This window comes from Pirellulales bacterium, assembly GCA_019636345.1.
Classification (GTDB): domain Bacteria; phylum Planctomycetota; class Planctomycetia; order Pirellulales; family Lacipirellulaceae.
On the sequence record JAHBXQ010000009.1, the window covers coordinates 110,861 to 135,745 of the forward strand.

Genomic DNA, 24,885 nt, shown 5'->3' on the forward strand with positions numbered 1-24,885 from the left:
GCGGTGCGGCAAGGACGCGCGCACACCGGCGACGTCCAAGCGACTGCCGGAAGTCTGGCGGAATCGCCGGGGACTTGTTCAGGCTACTTTGCGAGCGTCGCATTTCCGTCGCATCGATTGCCCAGGTCGCGATGGACCAAACCGTCTAGGTCGTAGGACATCGAGCGGACGCTGCCGTCGCAGAAGGCGACGCTCCACTGATTGACATGGGCGGAACCAAAACGTCCCAGCGCCGCTTTGAGTTCCACGGCGACGGCGTCGTTCAGCGGCAATGCGATGGAGTACTGACCCTTGTCGGCCCAGCCCGTGCTGCGGTAGTTGTCGTTGTTGAACCCCGTGCACCATGTTTCGTTGTCGGCGGGGTTGTACCCCGTTTCGTAGTCGTCCTGCGGGATATATCGCTCGCCGATGAGATACGTATTCGACAGGCCGTCGCACACCTGGCGCGCCGCGATCTTGCTTCGCTCGAAGGAGATCCCGGTCATCGTCGCTTCGCCGCCGGGGAGTTGCAGGAAGCGAGACTGCTCGCTGCCCCAGATGCGATTCGCCGTCCACACCTCGGCATCGTGGTAACTTTTGGGGCCTTGTCCCAAGTCGTCGTTGAACCACTCGTTGTAGACGTGGCCCGAATTGATCGCATAGTCGCCGCGGCCGACGAACTTGGGAATGTTCGCGTTGTAGAACCCCTGCGTTCCTCCGGCGTGCGAGGAGAGCGGATAGGGGACGTTGGCTCGCCGCGCGGGGCAATTGAGGTGCGACAGCGGCGATTCGGCGATCTGAGCTGCGCCGATCCGTTGTTGGCGAGTCAGCACGTAGGGATCGCCGTCGGCGGCGAGTTGGTACAGGTCCATTTGCTCGCAGTACGGCAACAGATTGAACATCCAGCCGCCGGGCTGGTCTCGTCCAAATCCGCGATCGGCGTCCCCCAGCCAGTACCAACCCCAGCCGCCGGTCGGAAAGTGGCCTTGCATCGCGTGGTGATTGAGGGTCGCCAGGGCAAGCTGCTTCAGATTGTTCTTGCATTGGAATTGCCGCGACGCCTCGCGGGCCGATTGCACGGCAGGCAAGAGCAGCGACACGAGCGTCCCGATGACGGACATGACGACCAGCAACTCGACGAGCGTAAACGCTCGCGCGCTGCAAGACGGGCGCATGGCGGGCGCAGGTCGCTGGAGGGCGATCATGGCGAATGAGACGAGGATTTCCGACCGCGCGGAGAAGCCGTTCCGCCCCGGCGATCAGCCGTTGATTCCAACGACGACCGCCGCAGCCTGCCTCCAGAAGCTCCGGCCTGCGGTCCGGATTGAACGTGCCGGCGGCAACTTACCTGCCGAGCTCAATATCATAACGTTTGGACAAGTATTGAAACACCTTGTTGCAATCAGCTTGATCGAGCGCCGCGTCGTAGACAAGAATTTCGTAGATATTTCCCAGGTAGTAGGCTTCGTACCAGGGCTGAGCGTGGCTGCCGACGTACTTCTTGGCATGCTGCTCAAGCGGTCGAGGAGCCGAGGTCACCCCCTGGCTGACGCCGTTGACGAGCAACTCGGCCCGGTTGCCGACGGCGTCGTACTGGTACGCCACGGCGCACGGGGCCAGCGGAGCGATCGGAGCGCCTTCGACGATGCCGACGTTCGTCGGATTCTTGTTCTTGACGGCTTCGCCCGCCCAGACCAATCCCCGCGGCCTGTGATCGGTCAGCATGGTCAACTCGAGCGTCGGCGCGTCGAGTCCGTACTTCAGCAGGATTCCGCCGTGCTGGGCGCTGGCGAAGCTGGCCGGGCTCGATGAGCAGACGACGAACGCCGTCTGCTGGTTGGTCGTTTCCATGGGACTGGTCGCCAGGTAATTCGACCAGCCGTCGAATCGCACCGCGGGCCGGCCTTCGCCGTCGCGAACCCAAATGGGGCAGAGCCGCTCGTCGAACTGCCACGCATCGTCGGGAAATCGGTTGTCGCCGATCAGTATGTCGGGCCACGTCGCGACGGGCTCCCCTTCTTTTTCGATCGGAATCAAATCTGCGGCAAGCCACAGCGCGAGATTGCTTGTAATCGGCAGCGACGGCAGCTTGTCGGCGGGGATGTCGGGCACGAGCCGGCGCACGAACTTGGCGCCGTCGAAGCGAATGCGACGCGGCTCCGCTTCAGCGCCGTTGATCGCGACCGCCTCGTCTTGCTTGGCATGAACCAGGGCGCCGACGCCATGCTCGCCGGCTGCGCGGGTGACGACATCGCCGTCGAAGACGTGGACTTCCGAGTCTCCCGCACTGTCGACCTCCACGCCGAACTCGGTGCCGAGATCAACGACTTCGGCCGTCGGCGTGAGAATCGTGTATCCGCGGGCAAACCGCGGGACGGCCGCGGCGACCTTGCCGGCTGCGAGTTTGGCTTCGATCCCGGTCGTCATGACCAGATCGACCGGGCCCTCGACGACGACTTTGGCGCCCGTGTCGTAGGTCAGTTGCAGCACGCCTTGGGTCAGCTGCAGGCGATCGCCCGGCTGCAGCGTGTCGCCGAATTTGAATTCGGCGGCGCCTTCCGACCACATGCAGTCGTCGAGTCCCGTGACGCGGGCGACCGGGGGCGTCGTGGGGGACGGCGCGCGGTTTTTTCCGGACCGTCCGCCTCTCGACTTCTCCGCGTCTTCCAGCGCGGCGAGTTCATAGAGATCGTCGAATCGGGAAAGCAAAGAGTTGTATTGCCACGCGAACGCGGCGAACAGCACGAGCGCCGCAACCGCGACGGCCAACCCGTGGGCGTTCACAAACTCGGCGACCCGCAACGCCTTGCCGCGGATCGCGCCTGTCGTCGACCGGCTCGACTCGTCGGGAACGGCGCTTCGTTGAAAATAGTCGACAATGGGAGGAAGCTCGTCCGCGGCGGCCTCGGCGTCTGTCGATTTCGAGGCTTTCCCCGCCTGCTGAAGAAAAGAGAGCGCCGTCTCAAGCGTTCCAATTTCCTCGCGCAAGATCGAGTCGTCTTGCAGAAACCGCGAGGCCGAACGACGAGCCGCCTCGTCGGCGAGCAGCAGTTCGTTGAGCTGCGCGAGTTGCTGGTCCGTGGCGTCGCCGTCCAAGGCGACCAGCAACAGTCGGCGGAGTTCCGATTCGTTTCGATCGATAGCGCTCATGATTCAAGACTTGCCGAGCCGCCCCCGGGGAGTCTTTCTCCGTCCGCACTTCAAGTTTGCTTCAATCGCGATTCCACGCAGGTCTCGAGCGCCTTGCGAATTCGCAGAAAGAGACTCTTCACCGCATCGGCGCTGCGCTGGCTCGAGACGGCGATCGCTCGAATGGACTGCTCCTCGCCGTAACGCATCCACAGCAATTCACGATTCTGCCGCGGCAGTTTGTCGAGGCAGATCCTCAAGGCGTGGCGGCGTTCGTCGGTTTCGCTCGAGTCCCCCTCGGCGACGTCGAGCATCAGGCTCACGACTTCGTTGGAGAACACGTGCCGATCCCGTTTGCTGTCGCGCAAAAAGGAGAGGATTTCGTATCGCGCGATTGTCAAGGCCCAGGGCAGGAAGGCCGCCCCGGCGTGAAATTCACGGGCTTTTTTCCACAAGGCCAGATTGGTTCGTTGGAGGACGTCGGCCGTGTCGGCGTAGTTTCCCAGCGAGGCCAGGATAAAGGCCCTCAACCGGCCTTGCGAAGCCGTGAGATCCTGGACGTAAACGTCGAGGCTCCCAGACTGCTGTTCCTCTCGGTGTTCTTCCATGGCGTTGCGATCCGATTGAGGCGGGCGCAAATCTCACGCAGGAGAGCGCCCAACTAACATAGGAGGAGTCGCTTGGTTGAGGCGTCCTCCACTCTTCTCCACGTACCGCCGTTCGGTGTCGCGAATTTCGCACATTTTTCGGAACGGGGGAGGTCGGGGCCATCCCCCGGGCGATTTTACGGAGTCGTCCGTCATTTTTGTCATTTTATTCCGCACGCACCGTCACCAATTGCCTTATTCCCGGAGATTACTGGCAACGCTGGTGCTCGCCGGCGGCTTGTCATCTCTCATCGCAGCACTCGTTCGCGCGGCAGGTTTCGCTCGAACACGATTTCGCACACCGATTTTGGCACGGGTCACGCGCCGGTCGAGCCCCGACGCGGCGAATTGCGACGACCGACGAGCATCGGCGAAGCAGCTTGACACCGCCTGTCGTTATGGAGAAGCATCAATGAAATCGAGGATCACTCTGGCCTCGTTCCTGGCCGTCGCCGCGGCGATCGCCTGCTTGGGACTTTCGCAGGCCCGCGCCGCGTTCGACGTGTTTTGGCTTCCGGCGGGCTCCGGCAACTGGAACACCGGCGCCAATTGGGCGGATCTCGAGGGTGGGGCCCCGCGCGGCGACATCCCCAGCGCGTTCTTCGAGGAAATTGCCGTCATCAACAACGGCGGCACGGCGACGCTCTCGGCCGCGGCCGGTGACACGACCGGCGGCATCGTTCTGGGGCGAACGGCGACCGATTCCGGGACGCTGACAATTAGTTCCGGGGGATCGCTGGTCAGCGAAGCGAGCGCCAGTTCGAACGGCAGCGTTCTCGTCGGGCAATCCGGTCTAGGAACGCTCAATGTCAGCGGGACCGGTTCGCTGACGGCGCCGAGTCTTGGCGTCGGCGGGCTCGCGGGGAGCCAAGCCAACTTCAGCGGCAGCGCCAACGTGACGGTCACGGGAACGACGACGATCGGTCGGGGATTGAAACTCACCGGCCCGAACGTGACGTTCAGTTCGGCGACGGGCGTCACGTTCCAAAGCACGAGCGTGTTGACGGCTGAAATCACAAGCCCCGGCGGGCATTCGGCCGTCAAGACGGCCGGGACGCTGTCTCTCGGCGGCACGCTCAACGTTCAATTCAACGGGGTGACGCCGACGCTTGGCAGTGCATGGGATCTCGCCGACGCGACGGCGATCGCCGGCAACTTTTCGAACGCGTCGGTCGGCGGCTCGGTCGCGGTCGCCGGCGCACCTGCCGCGGCGCTCGGTTCGGCGTACCGCCTGCGGACCGTCGACGGCGGCATGAACGGCAAGCTGCTGCAGGTCGCGCTGGAAGGGATGCTCGTGCTCCGCGTCAACCGCGACACCGGGGAAATGACGATCCGCAACCCTTTGGGAACGTCCGTTCCGGCGCTGGCCGGGTATGAAATCGCCTCGCCGCACGGTTCGCTGCTGACCAGCTACAAGGGGATCTCCGGGGCGCCGGCCGGCGATTCCGGCTGGACGAAGGCCGTCATGAACTCTTCAACCGGTCTTGCGGAGTTCAAGCCCTCGGGCAGCCTCAACGTCTCCTCAAGCGGAACGAACCTGTCGCTGGGAGCGGGGTTCAGCAAGACCGCCGTAGCCGGCCAACCGTTGGGGGTCACCGGCGAGGACCTGACTTTCTCCTATCACACGCTCGGCGGCGAGGCCGTCACAGGGCAGATCGAGTACGTCGGCACGCCGTTCCTCAACAACATCGCCTTGATCGTCAACACGACGACCGGACAGGCCACGCTGAAGAACGACACGCTGCAGTCGATCGCGATCGACGGCTATTCGATCGTGTCTTCCACCGGCGCGTTGAGCGGAGCGTCGTGGACCGGCCTGGGGGCGAGCTTCGCGAACTGGGAAAAATCGCCGGCCGATCCGGGCGCCTTGTCCGAGACCAATCGGGTGGCGCCGACCGCCTTGGCGGCCGGCCAATCGGCGAGCTTGGGAGTGATCGGCAATTTCTCGACGCAGGCCGCTCAGGAAGGCTTGGCGATGAAGTTCATCATCGGCGATGAATTCGATTTCCGATTCGCCTCCGTCTCCTTCACCTCGGGAGCGGGAATCGCGGGCGACTTTAACGGCAGCGGCAAAGTCGATGGCGCCGATTTCCTGGCGTGGCAGCGCAACACCAGCGTCGGCAGCCTCGCCGATTGGAAGGCGAATTACGGGGCCGGGTCGGCCGTCGCCGCGGTCGCCGGCGCCGCCTCTGCCGTGCCCGAGCCGAAGTCAATTCTGCTGGCGACTCTCGCGGCGGCGACCTGCGCCGGTCGGCGACGTCGTCGTCATCCCCGATCGATCACTTTACAGGAGAGCAGCGCAATGATTCGCACGACGGCAATTGCGTTGGTCGCCGCGGCGTCGTTGGCGGCGATTCGCGTCGATGCGGCGGTCACCCTGTCGTTCGATCCGTCGCAACCGACGCTCGGCACGTACGACCAGTCGCAGTTGCTGGACGACGCCGAGATCCCCGGCGGGACGACGCCGGGAGGCGGCACGTACAACTCGCAGGCGTTCACGGACAACGTCGGGCCGTTGGGGCAGACGTTCACAACGCCGGGAGACAAGCATCTGTACGCCCTCACGGGCGTCTCAGTGAAGGGCGTAGGCGACGCGGGAGGCGGCGCCCTGGACGCGGACGCCACCTGGGCCTTGCGGATCAGCAAGGTGAACGGCACGACGCTCGCCCCCCTGAAGACGTTCACCGGCGTTGCGGTCCCGCAAGGCGCGGCGGGAACAGAGTGGTTCACCTTCTCGATCTCGGGTTTCGACGTGCCGGCGCTCGCGGCGAACACTCAGTACGCATTCGAAATCTACTCGACTGCCGGGTGGTTCGGGGTCGACGCGACACAGGGAGACGCGGCCTACGCGGGAGGAACGGCGTTCAACAGCCTCGGGCCAGGGCGCTCGTTCACCGACAACACGCTGGGGAATCTCGCGAACCACGGATACGACCGAACGTTCATCGCGCAACTGGCGGCACCTCCGGGCGGTCCTGGCGACGCCGACAACAACGGATCGGTCGGCGTGAGCGACTACAACCTGATTAAGGCCAATCTCGAAAAATCGGTTTCGATGTTCACTAACGGCGATTTGGACGGCAACAGCTTCGTCGATCTCAACGATTTCCGACGATGGCGACTTGCCGCGTCGCCTGCGGTGCTGGCGGCGGCGGGAATTCCGGAGCCGTCGGCAGTCCTGCTCGCAGGGACGACGTTTCTTGGCTTCGTCGCCCTGAGGCGGCGAGTCCGCCGCTTACCGACGGCGCTGGTCGCATTGACTATGCTCGCCATCGCCGCGTCCTCTGCAACGGCGACCGTCACGATGACCATGGGCACGACCGCGCCGACGCCGGGTCTCTACGACCAGTTCGACTTCATCGACGACGCGTCAATCCCGGGCGGGACCACCCCCGGGGGAGGCACGTACAATTCGCAGGCGTTCTCGGACAACAACGGCCCCCCGGGGCAGATCTTCACGACCCCTGCGTCGGCGTCGCCGTCGTTGCCCTCGTTCACGCTCGACGCCGTGTGGCTCAAGGGCGCCAACACGGGAGGGAACGTCGGCGGCATCACGGCCGCGACGACATGGGCGATTCGCATCAGCGAGGTCAACGGAACGGATCTCACCCCCGTGAAAACCGTCACGGGGATTCCGAGCCTCGTCGGCATGCTCGGCACGGAATGGTTCACTTGGACTTTCGCGGGCTCCGATCTGCAACTTTTGCAACCGAACAAGCAGTACGCGTTCGATCTCTACTCGTCGACCGGCTGGCTTGGATTCGACGCGGACACGTCCGATTCGTACGCCGGCGGAACCGCGTTCAACAGCGGCGACGGGGCGGCGCGATCGTTCGCCGGGCTGACGACCGGCGACCTCGCGAGCCACGGCTATGACCGTACGTTTCTCGTCGCGTTGACCCCCGCGTTGTCGATCGTCGCGGGCGACGTCGACGGCGACGGCGACGTCGATCTCGACGACTTCAACCTCATCAAGACGAACTACTTCCTCGCCAGCGGGGCGACGCGGTCCCTGGGCGATCTGAACGGCGACGGAAAGATCAACCTCGCCGATTACGCGATTTGGCGCAACAACGCCCCGCCAGCCGTGTTGGCGCAGGTCGGGATCCCCGAGCCCGCGAGCTTGGCGCTGGCGGTCGCCTGCGCCGGCGGGCTGCTCGCCTCTCGCCGGCGTTTGCGGCTTCGCGGAGTACGGCCAGCATAATCCCGTCCACGGAAGCGTCAGGCAAGTTCACCATTCAAGGAGAGGTCGAATGCAACGGCGAGCGTCGGGATTTACGTTGGTCGAGCTATTGGTCGTGATCGCCATCATCGGCGTGCTCGTGGCGTTGCTGTTGCCTGCAATCCAAGCGGCGCGGGAAGCGGCTCGCCGGACCCAATGCCAGAACAACCTCAAGCAGATGGCGCTGGGGTGCCTGAACCATCATGACACGCATAAGCACTTTCCCACCGGAGGGTGGGGATGGTTTTGGGCGGGCGATCCGGACCGCGGCTTCGGCAAGGATCAGCCGGGGGGATGGGTCTACAACATGCTTCCCTACCTCGAACAAGGCGCCTTGCACGCGCAGGGGAAGGACGGACAACCCGACGTGCTGACGCGCGATCAACGCGAGGGGAGCCGTCGCACGTTGGAATCGCCCCTAGATGCGATCACGTGTCCCTCGCGACGCCCGGGGGGACAGACCTTTCCTTACAAAAACTCCGTGGGCATCTACAACGCGCTGAAGCCGGAGAACTGCGGTCGCAGCGATTACGCAATCAACGCGGGATCGGTTTGGGTCGAGACGCAAAACGACAACCAATTTCCCCAGACGTATGCAGCCGTCGCCGGTTTTGACAATCGATGGATGGAAGCGGCTCTCCAGGCCTCCGGGCGCGACGCAGGCGCGGAACTCAACGGCATTTCGTACCAGCGCAGCCAGATCGGGATAAGACAAGTCTCGGACGGAACGTCCAACACCTATCTGGTCGGCGAGAAGGCGCTCACGCTGACCAACTACGACACGGGCGACGATCCCGGCGACAACGAAACTTGGTGCACCGGATTTAACAACGACAACTACCGCAAGACCGCTGCCGGCTCAAATTATCTGGCGCCCTTGGCCCTGACTCCGATTCAGGATGCGCCGGAATACCCGGCCGCCGCGAACGGCGAGGGGAGTCGCGGGTTCGGCTCTTCGCACTCAGGGGGAGTCAACATGGCGTACTGCGACGGCAGCATTCACCTGATCAGTTTCGACGTCGACTGGATCGTCCATAAGAACTTCGGCGATCGAGCCGACGGCAACGTCGTCAGCTCGCGCTAAGCACGGGCGCCGCTTGGCGACAATCCGATGCGGCGGCGCGCCGCTTCGCCGGGGCAGCCGGCGGCGCGTCGGCCGCTCGGAATACGGGCGGTCGATCGCGTGCGGCTCGACATGCGCATCGCTTTTCAAACGGGGCGTCGGCATCCCGTCGTACGACTCGGGATTGGTTGTCTGTAGGTCGTGTTTCTCGTTCTTGCACATTTGGGGAGGTTCTGTCTCATGAGGTTGCATCAATTCGGAGTCCTTGCGGTTATGCTGGCGGCGCTGGCGTGTCCTCGCCTGGCGACCGCCGCAGTCACGATGTCGTCCGACGCCGCCGATCCGGCCCTCGGACCGGACGATCAGTACAGCTTGGTCGACGATCAGCAAATCCCCAACGGAAATACCCCTGGCGGCGGTACGTACAACTCGCAATCGTACTCGGACAACGCCGGTCCTCCTGGACAGACCTTCACGACGCCCGCCGGCGCCCCGTCGTACCTGCTCACGTCCGTTTCGATGAAAGGCACCGGCGACACGGGCGGCGGCGCCGTCGAAGGCCAGTGGGGCGTCCGGATCAGCGCCGTAAGCGGCACGAGCTTGACGCCGCTCAATACAGTGACCGGAATCGTCGGCGCCGCGAGCGCGACGGCCGACGACTGGCTCACCTGGGCCTTTAGCGACGCCGACGTCCTGTCGCTGAGCCCCGGCACGCAGTATGCGTTTGAGGTCTTCTCCAGCAGCGGGTGGTTCGGCTTCGGCGGAGCGCCGGACTCGGCCTACGGGGGCGGGACCGCGTTCAACAGCGCCGGCCCTTCGCGAAGCTTCGGCGACGATACGCTGGGCAACCTCGCGAACCATGGTTACGATCGAACTTTCCATGTCGCCCTCACTGCCGTCCCCGAACCGGCGGCGATCGGCTTGGCCCTCGGCAGCGCAGTCGGCCTGCTGGCATGGAGGCGGAAACGCTAGCCCCCTCGGACTTAGCTGCACACTGGCGCGGCGGTCGCGAGCCGTCGCGCCAGTGTCTCTCTCTATCAGTCAAAGCGTCCCCCCGTCCGCGGTAACATTGACGGCTCGAGCGATCTGGGCGTCGCAGTCTTCGTGAAACGCGCCTTGTGCGGCGTCGTCCGTACGGGGGACGCGTCGGCCGGAGGAGTTCGGCCCGCGCGAAGGTCCTTGCGGTTCAATCGGGCGAAACCCCGCAGGCGCTCGGCTGCTGAAAATTCCGTAACGGCATGTTAGACTGGGACAGTCGAATCCGATCGACGATCGTGACTTGTCGGAACAGTGGGGCAGCTAGTCGATGCAAAGTCATTCTCTCTCTACGCCACGGCATTCCCGCCCCAGGCGGCTGCGGGGCTTCGAGTCGTTGGAAACGAGAAGCCTGCTGGCCGTCGTGATCAACGAGATTCACTACGATCCGGATCTGGGGACGGAGCAGGTCGAGTTCCTCGAGTTCTACAACTCGGGCGCGACGGCCGTCGATCTCTCGGGCTGGCGAATCGCCGCTGCGGTCGACTACACGTTCCCTGCGGGATCGTCGATCGCACCCGACGAGTATCTGGCGGTGACTCAGAACGCCGCCCATTTCCAGGCCAAGTTCGGGTTCGCGCCGTTTGGCCAGTGGGAGACGGGACGCAAGCTCTCCAACGAAGGCGAAACAATCGAACTGCGCAATGCCGTGAACGCGGTCGTCGACACCGTGACGTACAAGCTGGGGTTTCCCTGGCCGACCTCCGGCGACTACGGCAGTTCGATCGAGTTGATCAATCCGGCGCTCGACAACGATCTGGCCGGCAGTTGGCGGTCGTCGGGTCTTGCGTCGACGCCGAACGCGGGGGCGACGCTCGTCGTTCCGGGAACCAATTGGCGGTATCGCAAAGGGATCACGGCCAATCCGCCGACCGTGGCGAACGATCCGGCGAACAACTGGCGATTGACTGGCTTCGTCGAGGCGAACGACTCCACGGCGTGGCAAACCGGCGCGGCGTCGATCGGCTACGGCGATGGCGACGACGCCACGATTCTGTCGGACATGCGGAACAACTACTGGTCGTTCTACGCCCGGAAGACGTTCACGATCAGCGGCCCCGTCCCCGATAGGCTGACCCTGCGGATGTACGTCGACGACGGGGCGATCGTCTGGATCAACGGCGTGGAAGTGCAACGGTTTCACGTCTCGCCGGGGGACAAGAACTACAACAGCGCATCGGGTTTCGGCAATGAAGCGGCGTGGGAGGAAGTCACTCTCACGGGCGCAAGCCAATATCTCGTGTCGGGGACGAACACGATCGCCGTGCACGTGCTGAACGAGACGCTGGGGAGCAGCGACGCATCGTTCAATCTGGCCCTGAGCGTACCCGACGACACGGTCGGCCAGCCGACCCCCGGCGCCAGGAATTCCGTGTACGCCGAGAACGCGGCGCCCCAGATGCGCCAATTGAACCAGTCCGTGTTGCAGCCGACGAGCGGGCAGGACGTGATCGTCACGATCAAGGCGACCGACCCCGACGGCGTGCAGAGCGTGACGCTCGAGTACCAACTGGTCGACCCCGGGTCTTACATTCGACTGACGGACGCGGCGTATCAGACGGAATGGACGACGCTGGTGATGCGCGACGACGGTCTCGAAGGGGACGCCGTGGCGGGCGACAGCGTCTACACCGTCGTCATGCCGGGGATGCTTCAGGTTCATCGCCGGTTGGTTCGCTATCGGATCACGGCGACCGACGTGCTGGGGGCCTCCGTCCGCGGACCGTACGCCGACGACGCCCAGCCGAACTTCGCCTACTTCGTTTACGACGGGGTTCCCGACTACACGGCGTCGCTCCGCCCCGGCGTCCTGCCGAACGAGACCTACAGCGGCGATTCGCTCTCTGCGATTGCGACGTACCACTTGATCGCCAACGCGACGGACGTCCAGAACAGCCAATACAACGGCTCCTACAACGAAGTCGAGTTCCCCGGCACGCTCGTTTACGACGGCGTCGTCTACGATCACATCGCGTTTCGCAATCGCGGGGTCGCCTCGACGTACGCGGTCGGCAAGAACAAGTGGAAGCTGGAGTTCAACCGCGGCCATTACTTGCAGGCCTACGACAACTACGGCGTTCCGTATAAGGAATTGTGGGACGAGATCAACGTCCTGCCGGGCACGAACCCCTGGTGGCGGAACGACGTCTCGACCGAAGGAACGGTGCTGTTCGAGCCCGTGGCGTTCAAGTTGTACGAGCTGGCCGGCGCCCCCTCGCCGAAGACGACCTATTTCAATTTCTTCGTGATCGACGCCGCGTCCGAGGCGGGGGCGAATCAGTACTCGGGCGACTTCTGGGGGCTGTACATCGGCATCGAGCAGCCGGACGGCAGTTTCCTGAACGAACGCGGGCTTCCCGACGGCAACATCTTCAACATGCACGGGTCGGTGTTCGGCTCAACGACTCAGCGGCATCAGGGGTCGGAGCTTCCGACCAATCGGTCCGATCTCGCCGCATTTCTGGCGGGGATCAACAGCACCTCGTCGCTGGCGTGGTGGGAGGAGAATCTCAACTGGGACTCCTACTTCGCCTGGAACCTGATCAACCATGTCGTCAACAACTCCGACATCCGTCCTAACGAGAACGTCAACTACTATCACAATCAGGTCGACGGCAAGTGGTACGTCATCCCTTGGGATCTCGACCTGACGTTCGAGGACGCGCCGCACCATAGCCAGCCGGTGACGACCCGCGAGAACATTCGCGTGCTGCTTAACACTTATCCGGCCGCTCGCCTTGCGTATGAGAATCGGCTTCGCGAGATCACCGACTTGCTCCTCGCCAATGGCGACGCCGCGAAGGTCGTGGAGGAAATTGCCGGCGTGTTGACGCTCCACTCGGGAGATCTGACGATCGTCAACGCCAACCAGGCGCAGTGGGACTACCACCCGCAGAAAATCAAGAAGGGAATCTGGTACAAGAACTTCAATCCGGCGCTGTTGACCAACGAGTCGTTCGCCGGGCTCGTGTCGTACATGCAGGATTTCGTCAGCCCCGGCGGGTACGGTTACAATCTGATGTCCTCCCAGGGGAGCGACGCCAATATCCCCGCGACGCCGACGATTTCGTACGTCGGCGCCGGGACGCACCCGGCCGACGGGCTCGTGTTTCAATCGTCCGCGTTCAGCGATCCGCAAGGCTCAGGCACGTTCGCGGCCATGCAGTGGCGGGTGGCCAAGGTCGACAACGCGGACACGGCGGGACATGTCGTCGGCACTCCCTACGCCTACGAGATCGAAGGGACTTGGGAATCAGGCACGCTCACGACGTTCGCCAATCAGATGGCCGTCCCCGCAGGGGTCGTGCAGACTGGCGTCACGTATCGCGCCCGGGTGCGGATGCAGGACGCCGACGGCCACTGGAGCCATTGGTCGAACGCAATCGAGTTCGTGGCCGGCGCAAACGAGTCTGCGCCGGCGCTGGCAATCACCGAGCTGCATTACAACCCCGCCCCCAATCCCCTGGTCGTCGACGCGCAAGATCTTGAGTTCGTCGAGGTGATGAATTACGGAACGACCACGATCGATCTCGAAGGGGTGCGGCTCGCTGCGTTTGCCTCGAACCCCTACGTGTTCGGCCCCGGGCTGAGTCTCGCTCCGGGACAGAGGATCGTCGTGCCGAAGAATCCGACCGCGTTTCAGGCGTACTACGGCACGAGCGTGTTCATCGCCGGCGGGGGGTACGGGTCGGCCAATCTCAGCAACGGCGGCGAAACGATCGAACTGGTTGCCGCCAACGGCGCACTGATCCAAAGCGTCACCTACGACGACGCTGCGCCGTGGCCGACGGCCCCCGACGGGAACGGGCCGTCGCTTGAGATCATCGACCCGCAGGGCAATCCCGACTCGCCGAGCAATTGGCGCGCGAGCGCGGCGCTCGGCGGTTCGCCGGGCTGGGACGGACTGCCGGGGCAACCGGGCGACTACAACCGCGACCACGCCGTCGACGGGAGCGATTTTCTCGCTTGGCAGCGCACGCTAGGAAGCCGCTCGCCGGCCCTGTTCGGCGCCGACGGAAGCGGCGACTCCGTGGTCGACGCGATCGATCTCGCCGTGTGGCAGGACAACTATGGAGCATCGGCGCCTCTAGCGACCGCCGCGGCGCTTGACCTTGATGGTTGGATCCTTGCCGACGAGCTGGATCAAGCCAGCGCGATCGGGGCGGTTTTGTCCGGAGATCCCGCTGAATTGCCGCCCGCCGGGCAGGAGTTGACCTGGCGCAGCGCTGAGTATCGCCGCGACGTCGATGCGGCGCTGTCCGCATGGCACGAGGATGAGCTGCGGCCGCGAAGAAGCCGGCTTGCGGAGCGAATCCGCTCGACTCCTCCAGCCTTGGACTTCGACACCGTCGGCGCCGACAAGCTTAGAGCGGGCCTGGCGTCGCCCTTCGCTCGCATCAGCGTACGACCAAGCTGAGCGGATTCTCCCCGGCTGGGTGCGGCCCGGCAGGTCGGCCGAGCGTTGCTCGACTCCCCGTACGGACCGTCAGCTTCGGATGGGCGCATGTCGAAGCGGGTTTACGCAGCCGGCCCGCGCCGTTGATTGCATGTCACTCCTCGTAGGTACACTATTTCTATGACATTGGGCGCGACTTTACGAACGATCGCAGGCATCTTGGCTTTGCTGGCGAATCGAGAAAGCATCGCCCTGGGCGATGACGAATCGACGTCGCGACGGGCAGGCACGGCTGCGGACAAGCGTCTGGAACTGTTGCGAGACAATAGGGACGACGAAGCGCAAATCACGGAGCAAGAGGACTCAAGGCCATCCATGTTCTACATTCGCAGCAAGCAAAACGGAAAGAAAGCGGCTCGCACTGGCAACGGCAGATCGCGGGGCTTGGTGTTCGAGGTTCTCGAAGACCGCCGGGTGATGGCCCTCCCCCATGCCGAAGGGGGCTTCAGCCAGGGGCTGCTCCACACCGAAGCGGACTTCGCCCGCATGGCGCAAAAGATCGCCGAGCAGGCCGACCCGTGGCTGTCGGGTTACCAGGCTCTCGTCAACCACGGTTACGCGCAGCCCGACGCGAATCCGCGCCCGCTGGAGACCGTCATCCGTGGCGGAACGGGGCAAAACTTCAACCAGATGGTGATCGACATCCAGCGGTCCTACATGCTCGCGCTGAGATGGAAGGTGACCGGGAACGCCGTCTACGCCGACAAAGCGGTCGAGTTCCTGAACGCTTGGCAATATACGATGACCAGCCTCACCGGCAACGCCGACCGATTCCTTGCCGCGGGCATCTACGGGTACCAATGGGCGAACGTCGCGGAGATCATGCGGACCTACGACGGCTGGGCCCCGCAAGACGCCCAGAATTTCGGCAACTGGCTGATCACCCACTTCTACTCGCTCAACAAGTCGTTCCTGTACGGCGTCAACGGCGGACAAGATCACAACGGCGCGGCGATCACCAACTATTGGGCCAACTGGGACTTGTGCAACATCGCGTCGATGCTCGCCATCGGCGTCTATACCGATCGACACGACATCTACAACGAGGCGATTGCGTATTTGTACGAGGGGGGCGGCAACGGCTCGATCGACCGGTTCGTCTATCACGTCCACGACGGCAACCTCGGCCAATGGCAGGAGGCGGGACGCGATCAGGGGCACACGACCCTGGGGGTCTCGCTCGCGGGTCCCATCATGCAGATGGCATGGAACCAGGGGCTTGACCTGTTCAGTTACGACAATAACCGACTCCTTGCCGGCTCCGAGTACGTGGCCAAGTACAACGCTTGGCAGGACGTTCCCTTCGAGCAGTACAGTTGGGGCACCGGCGTCAATGGAACTTGGCAGACTCATACGTCCGTTTCGGACTTCGCTCGGGGAATCTCCCGCCCCGGTTACGAACTGATCTACAATCACTACGCCAACATCAAGGGGATCGCCGCCCCGTGGAGCGAGGCGCGCGTCGACGCTTACTCCCCTGAGGGCTACGGCGGCAACGGCGACGAGTTCGGTTTCGGCACGCTCACCTACACGCTCGATCCCTTCCCCGTCGCGAACAGCAAGCCGAGCGGCCTGATCGCCGTCAATTACGACGGGACCGTCAAGCTCAACTGGTGGGGCGCTCTCTACGCCAACTCCCACAACGTCTACCGCTCCACGAGCGCCGACGGCCCGTTCGAGTTGATCGCGGCGGGCGTCGCCGATCTCATGCACTACGTCGACCACGGCATGGCGGCGGGCGAGTACTTTTACAAGGTGACGGGGGTCGTCGCCGGCGTCGAAACGCAGGCCTCGGACGTCGTCCGGCTCAGCACGGCTCCCGAACTGGTCGCCCGCATAGAGTTCAACGAATCCAACGGCACGACGGCGCCGGACTCCAGCGGGAACGGCGTGACAGGTACGCTCCACAACGGCGCTTCTTGGACCGCCGGCCAGAGCGGCAACGCCGTCGATCTCTCTGGAGCCGGCCAGTACGTCAGCCTTCCGGCGAACGTCACCGAGGGTCTGTCCGACTTCACGATCGCGACCTGGGTTAGGCTCGACAGCATTGCGACCTGGACGCGGATATTCGACTTCGGCGACTCGAACGGTCGGTACCTGTTTCTCACCCCGCAAGCCGGCAGCGGGAAGGTTCGCTTCGCCATTGCAACCAACTACAGCTACAACAATGACGTGATCGAAGGCACGACGGCTCTTCCCGTCAACCAGTGGGTTCACGTGGCGGTTACCCTCTCGGGCACGGTCGGTCGGCTGTATGTCAACGGGACCGCCGTCGGCCTCAACGCCCAGATGTACCTCAACCCGTTCCAGGTCGGCGGCGTGAGCAACAACTGGATCGGCCGCTCGCAGTACCCCAACGACGCCTATCTGGACGGCAGAATCGACGACTTCCGCATTTACAACGGCGCCCTGTCGGCTGGTGCGATCTTTCAGATGGCAACGGGCAATCCGCCTCCCGCAGTGCCGGCGACTCCCGCAGTCCTGACGGCGACCGCGGTCGTCGGCAATCAGATCAATCTCGCCTGGACCGGCACGTCGAATCCGCTGCAAGCTACGTACACCGTCCGCCGAACCGTGCAGGACGGCGGTCCTTACATGACGATCGCGACGGGCGTGGCGGGGCCGCAGTACATTGATACGAACGTGGCGTCCAATGTCGTCTACTACTACGTGGTGACGGCCGACAACAACGGAGGATCCAGTCCGTTCTCGCAGCAAGCGAGCGCGATGGCGCTTCCGCCGCTGCCTGGAGCGCCTGGCGGGTTGACGGCGAGCGGGTCCGGCAGCGACAAAGTCAAGCTGACTTGGACGGCCGGCTCGAACGCCGCGACCTACGACGTCAAGCGGGCTCTCGTCGACGGAGGACCCTACACGACGATTGCCAGCGGCGTCACGGCCACGGAGTTCGTCGATCAGGGGCTCGTCGCCGGGACGACTTACTATTACGTGGTGTCGGCGGCCAACGCGGCGGGGACCAGCACCGACTCGAACCAAGCGTCCGCGTTTCCGACCCACGTGCGGGCGCGCTGGAAACTCGACGAATCGTCCGGCGTCTCGGCGACTGACGCCAGCGGCAACGGCTGGACCGGCACGCTGTTCAACGGACCGACGTGGACCGCTGCGCGCATCGAGAACGGCGTCAACCTCGACGGCTCCAACGACTACGTCTCCGTACCGAACGGCGTCGTCAACGGACTGACCGATTTCACGATTTCCGCTTGGGTCTCGCTCGACGTCAGCAGTACCTGGATGCGCGTGTTCGATTTCGGCTCGGGGACCAACGTCAACATGTTCCTGACGCCGAAGAACGGCTCCGGGACCGTCCAGTTCGCGATCACCACGTCTGGCGGCGGCAACGAGCAGCGAATCCTCACGGGGCACGTCCTTCAGCCGGGATTCTGGTATCACGTGGCCGTCACGCTAAGCGGAGGCGTCGGAATCGTCTACGTCAACGGCGCTGAAGCGGGCCGCAACAGCTCGATGACGCTCACTCCGAGTTCGCTCGGCGCCACGACGCAGAACTACATCGGCAAGTCGCAGTACAACGATCCGTACCTCGACGGGCGAATCGACGACTTCCGGATCTACAACTTCGCGCTCGGCGCTACGGACGTTTCGCAGTTGTATTACGTTCCCCTTCGCCTGGGCGATTATGACGGCGACGGCCTCGTCGCCGGCGGCGACTTCCTCGCGTGGCAGCGGCAGCTTGGCCAGTCGACGCTGGTCTATCGCGACGCCGACGGCGACGGCGACGGCGTCGTCGGGGCGCCCGATCTTGACGTTTGGCACCGCCATTACGGGGTTGGCTCGACGCCAAGCGTTCTGGCGGCGCCGTTGATCGCCGACGAAGGCCTCGACGAGGAAAGCGACGCGATCTTCGACGACGAGCTCGCCCTGGAAGTCGTCGCCGCAAGTCTGTCGAACGAGACCGCGGATGACCTCGCTTCATCGCCGGCCGAGAACTCCGTCGACGCGGCGTTCAACGCTATGTGGCTTCGCCCGAGAACGCTCCGCGAATCGACGCTGGACGACCCGCTGGCGGTCGTCCGCGGCGCGGAAGCGGGGTACGCCGCATCCCGACCGGCCGTGCAGCCTGTCGAGTCAAAGCGGGCTGGCGTCGAGAACGACGACGCCCGACTGCGACCGAACCGTCGCATCGGCGTCATTGCCGCGGCGTCGACGAAGCGCGGCGAGGACGCTCGCGCGCTCGATCTTGCGTGGGATCGAATCGGTCGAGGACTCGGCCCCGCCGTCGAGTGGTAAACGCACGGTGCACTTCATCGTGACGCCCACGGAAGGTTGAAGGTGTCCACCTTTAGCCTCCGGAGGCCCCGTGATGGCGAGCAAGAATCGATTTGCGGGGCAGGTGTCCCCGTGCATTTCAAAACCGGCCAGTCGCGAGCATCTCGGTACCGGCCGGGATCCGAGCGGAGGGCACGGGATTCGATCCGCTCGAAATTTGCAAGTTCAACGCAGATCGCGAGTTGCGCGCTAAGCCAAGCTGCGGCCAGCACTTAGGGTCCGTTCATTATTCATCGTCATTTGTGGTTGGTCATGGTCCCGGGCGCAGGCAACAGGGACAAATCAGGGACTACTTGCGAGGTTCTCCGCCCCTGCGGTCGAGCGTCCCCTGGCGTCTCGCCGCCGTTCTGACGATTGCCGCGGCGGTCGGCGTCGCCGACAAATCCGGCCGCTCCGCGGCGTCTTATTGCAGGTTCTCGTCAGCCAACCAGGACGAGCGCAGCATTTTCGGCCAGCAGGAGAAATGCCGCTCCCGTGCCGAAGCGGACGGGCTGACGATCTCGCCCGACTTTGAATTCCGCGACGACGCCGTCTCTGGCGCGACATGGAGCCGCCCGGGGCTCGATCAATTCTTGGCGGCGGTGCGGGAGGGTCGCGTCGGCACGGTCTACGTCGAGAGTCTAAGTCGGTTGGCCCGAGACAGCGTCTTGACGCTGCAGACCTTGCAGGAACTGGTCCATCAGTACGAAGTGCGGGTCGTCTCGATCGACGACGGCCTCGACACCGCGGCGTCGGACAACTGGGAGATGGTCGCCGCGATCTTCGGCGTTCAGAACCAGCACTACCTCAAGGCGCTCGCCAAGGAGGTCACCCGTGGGCAGAGCCAGATCGTCCGCGAGGGGTATTGCGTCGGCGACACCTGTTTCGGTTTCGCGTCGCGTCCGCTGGCCGACCCGACCCGGCAGCGAAAAGGGAAAAACGCCAAGCCGATCATGGAATACGTCATCCACGCCGAGAATGCCGAGTGGGTGAGACGGATCTTCGCATGGTACGTCGTCGAACGTCGGTCGCTCAGCTGGATCGCCCGCGAACTGACTCGGCTAGGCGCCCCGAAAGACCATCGGGCGACGACGAAGAACTGGCGGCCGCAACTCGTCGCGGGCGTGCTGTCGCAGCGCAAGTACATCGGCGAATGGACCTGGGGAGTCCGACAGAACTATCGCGATCCGCGGACCAAAACGGTGCGGCAGAAGTTGCGCGGACCGACCGAGTCGGATCGACAGACTCGCCTTCGACCCGAACTGGCGATTATCGATCGCGCCGTGTTTGAACAGGCCCAAAACCGACTTGCGATTCAGCGAAACGCTCAAGGGCCTCGGCGAAAGCGCCGCATCGGCGAGCAAGTCGTCGGGGGGCTGCTGTCGGGCGCGACGTCGACTTCCAGCTTCGCCAACCCGCGTCATCTCCTCCAAGGCGTCGTGGTCTGCGGGGAATGCGCCCAGACCGATGAAACGGGGCAGATTCGCTATCGACCGCTGTACACGGGCGGGAAGAACGCAGCGTACATGCAATGCCACGGTCGTCTGGACGGCACGTGCGACTGCCGCGCGACGCTCAATCGGCAGCGGGCCGAGCAGTACGTTCTGAACGCCGTCGGTCGGATCCTGATCGCCAATCCGACAGTCGTGGAATTGATCTGCAGCAAAGCGGCGGAGCATTGGCGTCGGCGCCAAGCGGCACGGCAAGACTCGGAACCCGCGATTCGTCGAAAGCTCGCCGATGTGGAGCAGCGAATCGCCAATCTCGTGAACCTCTGTGAAGAGCAGGGGGCCCCGGAGCTCCTTGATCGCCTCCGCGAGCTACGCCAGGAACGCGAGCGTCTCGATCTTGATCTGCGACGGCCCGGAGAGGGCGATCGCAAGATGGCGACGCCCCCCACGGCCGAGTGGGTGACTGAGAAACTGCGTACCCTGGACGCGACATTGCGCGGCGAAGCGCCGGGCGCCGCTCACGCCCTGCGATCCTTGCTCCGCGGCTCGATCGTCGTCACTGAGCATCGGGAGCGAAACGACCGCGGCGTCGAGAAGCGATACTTGCGGGGGCGGTTTGAGATCTGCGTTCCGTCTTGCGCGGTTCTTCTTGGCGAAGACCAAGCGAGCAATCCGACGCCGGACGAGGAGTCCCGCCATGTTGTCGACGTCGACTTTCGGGCGGTTGAGCGGCACGTGCAGCTCGCCGACCAGATCAAGGACTCGTTCGACGCCGGCCTGCCCGTCGCGGAGATCTGTCAACGCTTCAAGATCAGCGAGACGCTTTACTTGCGCGCGTGGAAGCACTGGCACGCGTCCCGCGGACTGCAAGTTCCCGACGGGCGATCGCTACGGTCTCGACTTGAGAGGCAGCGACAAGCGGACGTGCGACGAGAGGAGATCATGTTCCTCTGGCGGCAAGACCTCGCGTACGGCGAGATCGCAGCCCGCCTGGACATTGGCATCGAAGTCGTGCGACAAGCCGTGGTCGCCGATCACGAGCAGCGAGGCGAGCCGGTCCCCGATGGTCGTCGTCGCCGCAAGGACATTCGACTCCGTCGTACGGGCGAATGGCAGAAGGACGACAACTTGGACACGACATAGCGCACCTGGCGTCTCTTGCGCGAAGACGTTCGAGAGTCGCCGGGCGTCATTCGCGAAGTTCTTCTGAGGCCGGACATCGGCGGTCCGTTCCGTCCCGAACGTGTTCTAGCGCCGATACAGCGTCCGCTGGGCGATGTCTTGGCGCCCCGGCCTGCTGCGCTAAATCCGCCCCCGAACCGGGGCATAAAGACTTGCCGGACTCGTAGCTTTCGCGAAGAGGAACCCGCTCCCTCGTCGGAGCGGACCTCCCTCTTCCATCTTCTTTCGCCCTGGAGACTGCCGATGCCCACTTACGTCGCGGCCGCGTTGGCGGCGGCGGTCGTTGCGCTCGCCGTTGCGCTGGCCCGCGAGCGGCGATGGCGCCGAGCGCTGCTGCGGCTGATCGCTTTCTTACTGCAACCCCGGAGGTCCCGTGATGCGGACGTCGATTCGACTCGGTGCGCTGCTGATCGCGAGCGCGGCCCTCGCGACGGGGGGCTGTGACGAGGACCGTCGCGTCGTCGACGCGGCGACTCAGGCGGCCGAGCGGCAGGCCGCTCAGAACGTCGAGCTGGCCCGCGTCGCCGCGCACGCGGCGGCCGGCGCGCACGACCTGGTCGCGGCCGACGCCGCGGCCCGCCGCGCGGCGGTCGATCTCCAGCAGGAGATTCAGGCCGAGCGGGGGCGGCTCGACGCGGGCTGGTCCGCGCTCGACGCCGAGCGGCGCGGGATCGCGTCCCAGCGAAGGACTGCGTCGGCGCTGGCCGTCGCGGTGCGAGGCTTGGGGATCGTCCTGGCGGCCCTGCTCGCGCTGGCCCTCGCCTGGCTCGTGCTCGGCGGACAATCGCCGCCGGAGCCCGAGCTGGGCGACGTGTGGGAGGCGGTCGCCGCGGAACTCGCCGCGAGCCGTCGTCTCGCCGTGCCCTCGGCGGCTCCCTTGCCGCCGCCCCCCGACTCGTCCCCGTCCCTGCTCCCCCCGGAGGAATCGCCATGAGTCACGTCGTCACGATCGACACCCAGATCCGCGATCCGGCGGCGCTGGCCGCCGCGTGTCGGCGGCTGGAACGGCCGGCGCCCCTCGCCGGCCGGCATCGGCTCTTCGCCGAGGAGGTCGAGGGGCTCGCCGTGAGCTTGCGCGACTGGCGGTATCCGGTCGTCTGCCGGACCGCCGTCGGCGAGCTCCGCTACGACACGTTTCAAGGCCGCTGGGGGGACCCCGCGCGGCTCGACGAACTGCTCCAGGCGTACGCCGTCGAGAAGGCGACGCTCGAGGCCCGGCGGCGCGGCCATGCCGTGACCGAACGGCGGCTCGCCACGGGCGCCGTACAACTCACCGTCCACGTCGGAGGCGCCCCATGACGACGATCGAGATCCTCGTGTCGCCCCGCGGCGAAGTCCGCCTCGAACCCCGCGGCTTCGCCGGCGCGCGCTGCGAAGCGGCGACCCGCGAACTGGAAGCGGCGCTCGGCGCGATCGTCGGGCGCCAGCGGACCGCGGAATTCTACGCCGTCGACCTCGCGGTCCGCCAAGACGCGACGCAACGTCACGGCTGACCGGCGCGGCGAGCGGCGGTCGATCCCTTCCCCTCCCCTGCAGGAGTCATTCATGTCGCAGCCGTTGGGCGAGACGCTCGCCGACTACGTGCGGGCCTGCTTCGCCGGAATCTGGATTCTCACGGACGAACAAGACGACGCCCTGGCGGCGATCGCCCGCCTCTGCCGAGACGAAGGGTGGCGGTGGGCCGCCTGGGACGTCGATGCGGGGTTTTCCCCCGGCGGCGGCGAGGCCCGCGCCGATCCGCCCCTCCCGGCGTGCGACGCGACGGCGACCGACCCCCTCGCCGCAGTGCGGACGGCGAGTCGCCTGGCGGCCGACGACGTCCCGGCCCTCTTGGTCCTGCGCAACTTCCATCGGTTCCTCGGCTCGGCCGAGATCGTCGAGGCGACGATCCGGCAGATCCAACGGGGGAAGCGTCACCGAACGTTCGTCGTCGTCCTGGCGCCGACGGTCGACCTCCCCCGCGAACTCGAAAAACTCTTCGTGGTCCTCGAACACGAACTCCCCGATCGAGAACAGCTCGCCGAAATCGCCCGCGAGCTCGGCGCCGACCCGGCGGAACTCCCCGAGGGGGAGGAGCGCGGGGCGGTGCTCGACGCCGCGGCGGGGCTCACCCGCTACGAGGCCGAAGGGGCGTTCGCGCTGTCGCTCGTCCGCGACGGGACCCTCGCCCCCCGAACGATCTGGCGACTCAAGGCGCAGCAGCTCGCCCAGGCGGGGCTGTTGTCGCTGTACGACGGGGGCGAACGATTCGCCGAGTTGGGGGGCCTGGCCGCGCTCAAGGCGTTCTGCCTCCGCGCGCTCCGTCCGCACCGTCCAGCGCGGGCCCACGGGGTCCTCCTCTTGTCGCAGCCCGGGTGCGGCAAGAGCGCGTTCTGCAAGGCCCTCGGCAACGAAGCGGGCCGCCCGACGTTGCGGCTCGACGTCGGGGCCCTCCTGGGGTCGCTCGTCGGGCAGACCGAAGCGAACGTCCGCCGGGCGATCGCCGCGGCCGAAGCGATGGCCCCCTGCGTCCTGATGATCGACGAGATCGACAAGGGACTCGCCGGGGTCCGCGGCGGCGGTCAGGCCGACGGGGGGGTCGCGGCCCGCCTGTTCGGCGCGCTGCTGACGTGGCTCGCCGATCGGACGAGCGACGTCTTCGTCGTCGCGACCGCGAACGACGTCCGGCAGCTCCCGGCCGAGTTCACCCGCGCCGAACGATTCGACGGCGTGTTCTTCATCGATCTCCCCGATCGACAGGAGAAGGACGCGATCTGGGGGATCCATCGCGCGGCGTATGCGCTCGAGGCGGCTCAAGCGCGGCCCGGCGACGACGAGTGGACCGGGGCCGAGATCAAGAGCTGCTGCCGGTTGGCCGCCCTGCTCGAGGCCCCGCTCGTCGAAGCGGCGCAGCACGTCGTCCCGGTCGCGATCGCGGCCGCCGAAGCGATGCGCGAGCTGCGGCAGTGGGCTTCCGGCCGCTGCCTCGCCGCCGATCGGCCGGGGATCTATGCGGGCGAAGCCCGCAGTCCCGGCGCTTCGCCTCGCCGCCGCGGGATCCGCATCGATCCGTCCGCCAACTGAGCGGCCGGCGTCCCCGGCGAACCTCTCCCCCCTTGGAGTGCGCCATGACCGAACCTGACGAACCGCCGCCGGACCTCGACGCGCCCCTCGCGCGGGTCCGGCTCTCCCGCGCCGAACTCGTCGAGCTCGTCCGCCTCGTGCAGCGGCTGCTCTATCTCGACGACGACGGTCGCCGCTGTTGGAACGCCGACAAGGCGTGGGACGCCGCCGACGTGTGCGACGAACTGGCCGCGTGGCTCGACCGCCGCGGACTCGCCCCCCCGCGCGCCGCCGACTGAGCGCCAGCCCAACCCCCATCCCCCATTCCCCAGGCAGTCAATCCCATGTCCCTCGCCTTAGCAGACCCGCCCGCGGCGTCCGCGCCGCCCGCGGAGCCC

The 24,885-nt window shown here is 65.3% G+C and carries 14 protein-coding genes; 11 read left to right on the plus strand and 3 right to left on the minus strand.

All coding sequences use genetic code 11. The features are described from left to right. Positions 1–83: 83 nt before the first annotated feature. The 3 genes from KF688_17800 to KF688_17810 form a co-directional block, all read right to left on the minus strand. Positions 84–1,154, minus strand: coding sequence for a DUF1559 domain-containing protein (locus KF688_17800; protein ID MBX3427538.1), 1,071 nt, complete (start codon positions 1,152–1,154; stop codon positions 84–86). A gap of 169 nt (positions 1,155–1,323) precedes the next feature. After that, positions 1,324–3,129 (minus strand): hypothetical protein, encoded by a 1,806-nt coding sequence (locus tag KF688_17805; protein MBX3427539.1) that lies wholly within the window; start codon positions 3,127–3,129, stop codon positions 1,324–1,326. A 50-nt stretch (positions 3,130–3,179) separates the two neighbouring features. After that, on the minus strand, positions 3,180–3,716 hold the full coding sequence (locus KF688_17810) for a sigma-70 family RNA polymerase sigma factor (protein MBX3427540.1): 537 nt from the start codon (positions 3,714–3,716) through the stop codon (positions 3,180–3,182). Positions 3,717–4,167: 451 nt separating this feature from the next. On the opposite strand from KF688_17810, the gene KF688_17815 reads away from it, so the two are divergent. The 11 genes from KF688_17815 (at position 4,168) to KF688_17865 (ending at position 24,786) form a co-directional block, all read left to right on the plus strand. Continuing rightward, entirely contained in the window at positions 4,168–7,959 is a 3,792-nt protein-coding gene (locus KF688_17815) for a hypothetical protein (protein ID MBX3427541.1), read from the plus strand. Positions 7,960–8,008: 49 nt separating this feature from the next. Then, positions 8,009–9,061 (plus strand): DUF1559 domain-containing protein, encoded by a 1,053-nt coding sequence (locus tag KF688_17820; protein ID MBX3427542.1) that lies wholly within the window; start codon positions 8,009–8,011, stop codon positions 9,059–9,061. A 219-nt stretch (positions 9,062–9,280) separates the two neighbouring features. After that, on the plus strand, positions 9,281–10,012 hold the full coding sequence (locus KF688_17825; GenBank protein ID MBX3427543.1) for a hypothetical protein: 732 nt from the start codon (positions 9,281–9,283) through the stop codon (positions 10,010–10,012). Between the two features lie 400 nt (positions 10,013–10,412). Continuing rightward, positions 10,413–14,492: a lamin tail domain-containing protein gene (locus KF688_17830; GenBank protein MBX3427544.1), complete on the plus strand. Its 4,080-nt coding sequence runs from the start codon at positions 10,413–10,415 to the stop codon at positions 14,490–14,492. Between the two features lie 354 nt (positions 14,493–14,846). Then, complete coding sequence (locus KF688_17835; protein ID MBX3427545.1) at positions 14,847–18,794, plus strand: alginate lyase family protein; 3,948 nt, start codon at positions 14,847–14,849, stop codon at positions 18,792–18,794. A gap of 332 nt (positions 18,795–19,126) precedes the next feature. Then, positions 19,127–21,406, plus strand: coding sequence for a recombinase family protein (locus KF688_17840; protein ID MBX3427546.1), 2,280 nt, complete (start codon positions 19,127–19,129; stop codon positions 21,404–21,406). Positions 21,407–21,821: 415 nt separating this feature from the next. Continuing rightward, on the plus strand, positions 21,822–22,379 hold the full coding sequence (locus tag KF688_17845; GenBank protein ID MBX3427547.1) for a hypothetical protein: 558 nt from the start codon (positions 21,822–21,824) through the stop codon (positions 22,377–22,379). Then, positions 22,376–22,744, plus strand: a complete 369-nt coding sequence (locus tag KF688_17850; GenBank protein MBX3427548.1) for a DUF1257 domain-containing protein — start codon at positions 22,376–22,378, stop codon at positions 22,742–22,744. The genes KF688_17845 and KF688_17850 overlap by 4 nt, the downstream gene beginning before the upstream one ends. After that, on the plus strand, positions 22,741–22,938 hold the full coding sequence (locus tag KF688_17855) for a DUF2997 domain-containing protein (GenBank protein ID MBX3427549.1): 198 nt from the start codon (positions 22,741–22,743) through the stop codon (positions 22,936–22,938). The genes KF688_17850 and KF688_17855 overlap by 4 nt, the downstream gene beginning before the upstream one ends. Before the next feature lie 52 nt (positions 22,939–22,990). After that, positions 22,991–24,508 (plus strand): AAA family ATPase, encoded by a 1,518-nt coding sequence (locus KF688_17860; protein MBX3427550.1) that lies wholly within the window; start codon positions 22,991–22,993, stop codon positions 24,506–24,508. 44 nt (positions 24,509–24,552) lie between these two features. Further along, complete coding sequence (locus KF688_17865) at positions 24,553–24,786, plus strand: hypothetical protein (GenBank protein ID MBX3427551.1); 234 nt, start codon at positions 24,553–24,555, stop codon at positions 24,784–24,786. Positions 24,787–24,885: the final 99 nt, after the last annotated feature.

Excerpts from the sequence above, each read along its gene's own strand:
- KF688_17850 (MBX3427548.1), top strand. The coding sequence starts at position 22,376 with ATGAGTCACGTCGTCACGATCGACACCCAGATCCGCGATCCGGCGGCG.
- KF688_17860 (MBX3427550.1), top strand. The coding sequence starts at position 22,991 with ATGTCGCAGCCGTTGGGCGAGACGCTCGCCGACTACGTGCGGGCCTGC.
- KF688_17800 (MBX3427538.1), bottom strand. The coding sequence starts at position 1,154 with ATGCGCCCGTCTTGCAGCGCGCGAGCGTTTACGCTCGTCGAGTTGCTG.
- KF688_17835 (MBX3427545.1), top strand. The coding sequence starts at position 14,847 with ATGTTCTACATTCGCAGCAAGCAAAACGGAAAGAAAGCGGCTCGCACT.
- KF688_17845 (MBX3427547.1), top strand. The coding sequence starts at position 21,822 with ATGCGGACGTCGATTCGACTCGGTGCGCTGCTGATCGCGAGCGCGGCC.
- KF688_17825 (MBX3427543.1), top strand. The coding sequence starts at position 9,281 with ATGAGGTTGCATCAATTCGGAGTCCTTGCGGTTATGCTGGCGGCGCTG.
- KF688_17805 (MBX3427539.1), bottom strand. The coding sequence starts at position 3,129 with ATGAGCGCTATCGATCGAAACGAATCGGAACTCCGCCGACTGTTGCTG.
- KF688_17865 (MBX3427551.1), top strand. The coding sequence starts at position 24,553 with ATGACCGAACCTGACGAACCGCCGCCGGACCTCGACGCGCCCCTCGCG.
- KF688_17810 (MBX3427540.1), bottom strand. The coding sequence starts at position 3,716 with ATGGAAGAACACCGAGAGGAACAGCAGTCTGGGAGCCTCGACGTTTAC.
- KF688_17855 (MBX3427549.1), top strand. The coding sequence starts at position 22,741 with ATGACGACGATCGAGATCCTCGTGTCGCCCCGCGGCGAAGTCCGCCTC.
- KF688_17820 (MBX3427542.1), top strand. The coding sequence starts at position 8,009 with ATGCAACGGCGAGCGTCGGGATTTACGTTGGTCGAGCTATTGGTCGTG.
- KF688_17815 (MBX3427541.1), top strand. The coding sequence starts at position 4,168 with ATGAAATCGAGGATCACTCTGGCCTCGTTCCTGGCCGTCGCCGCGGCG.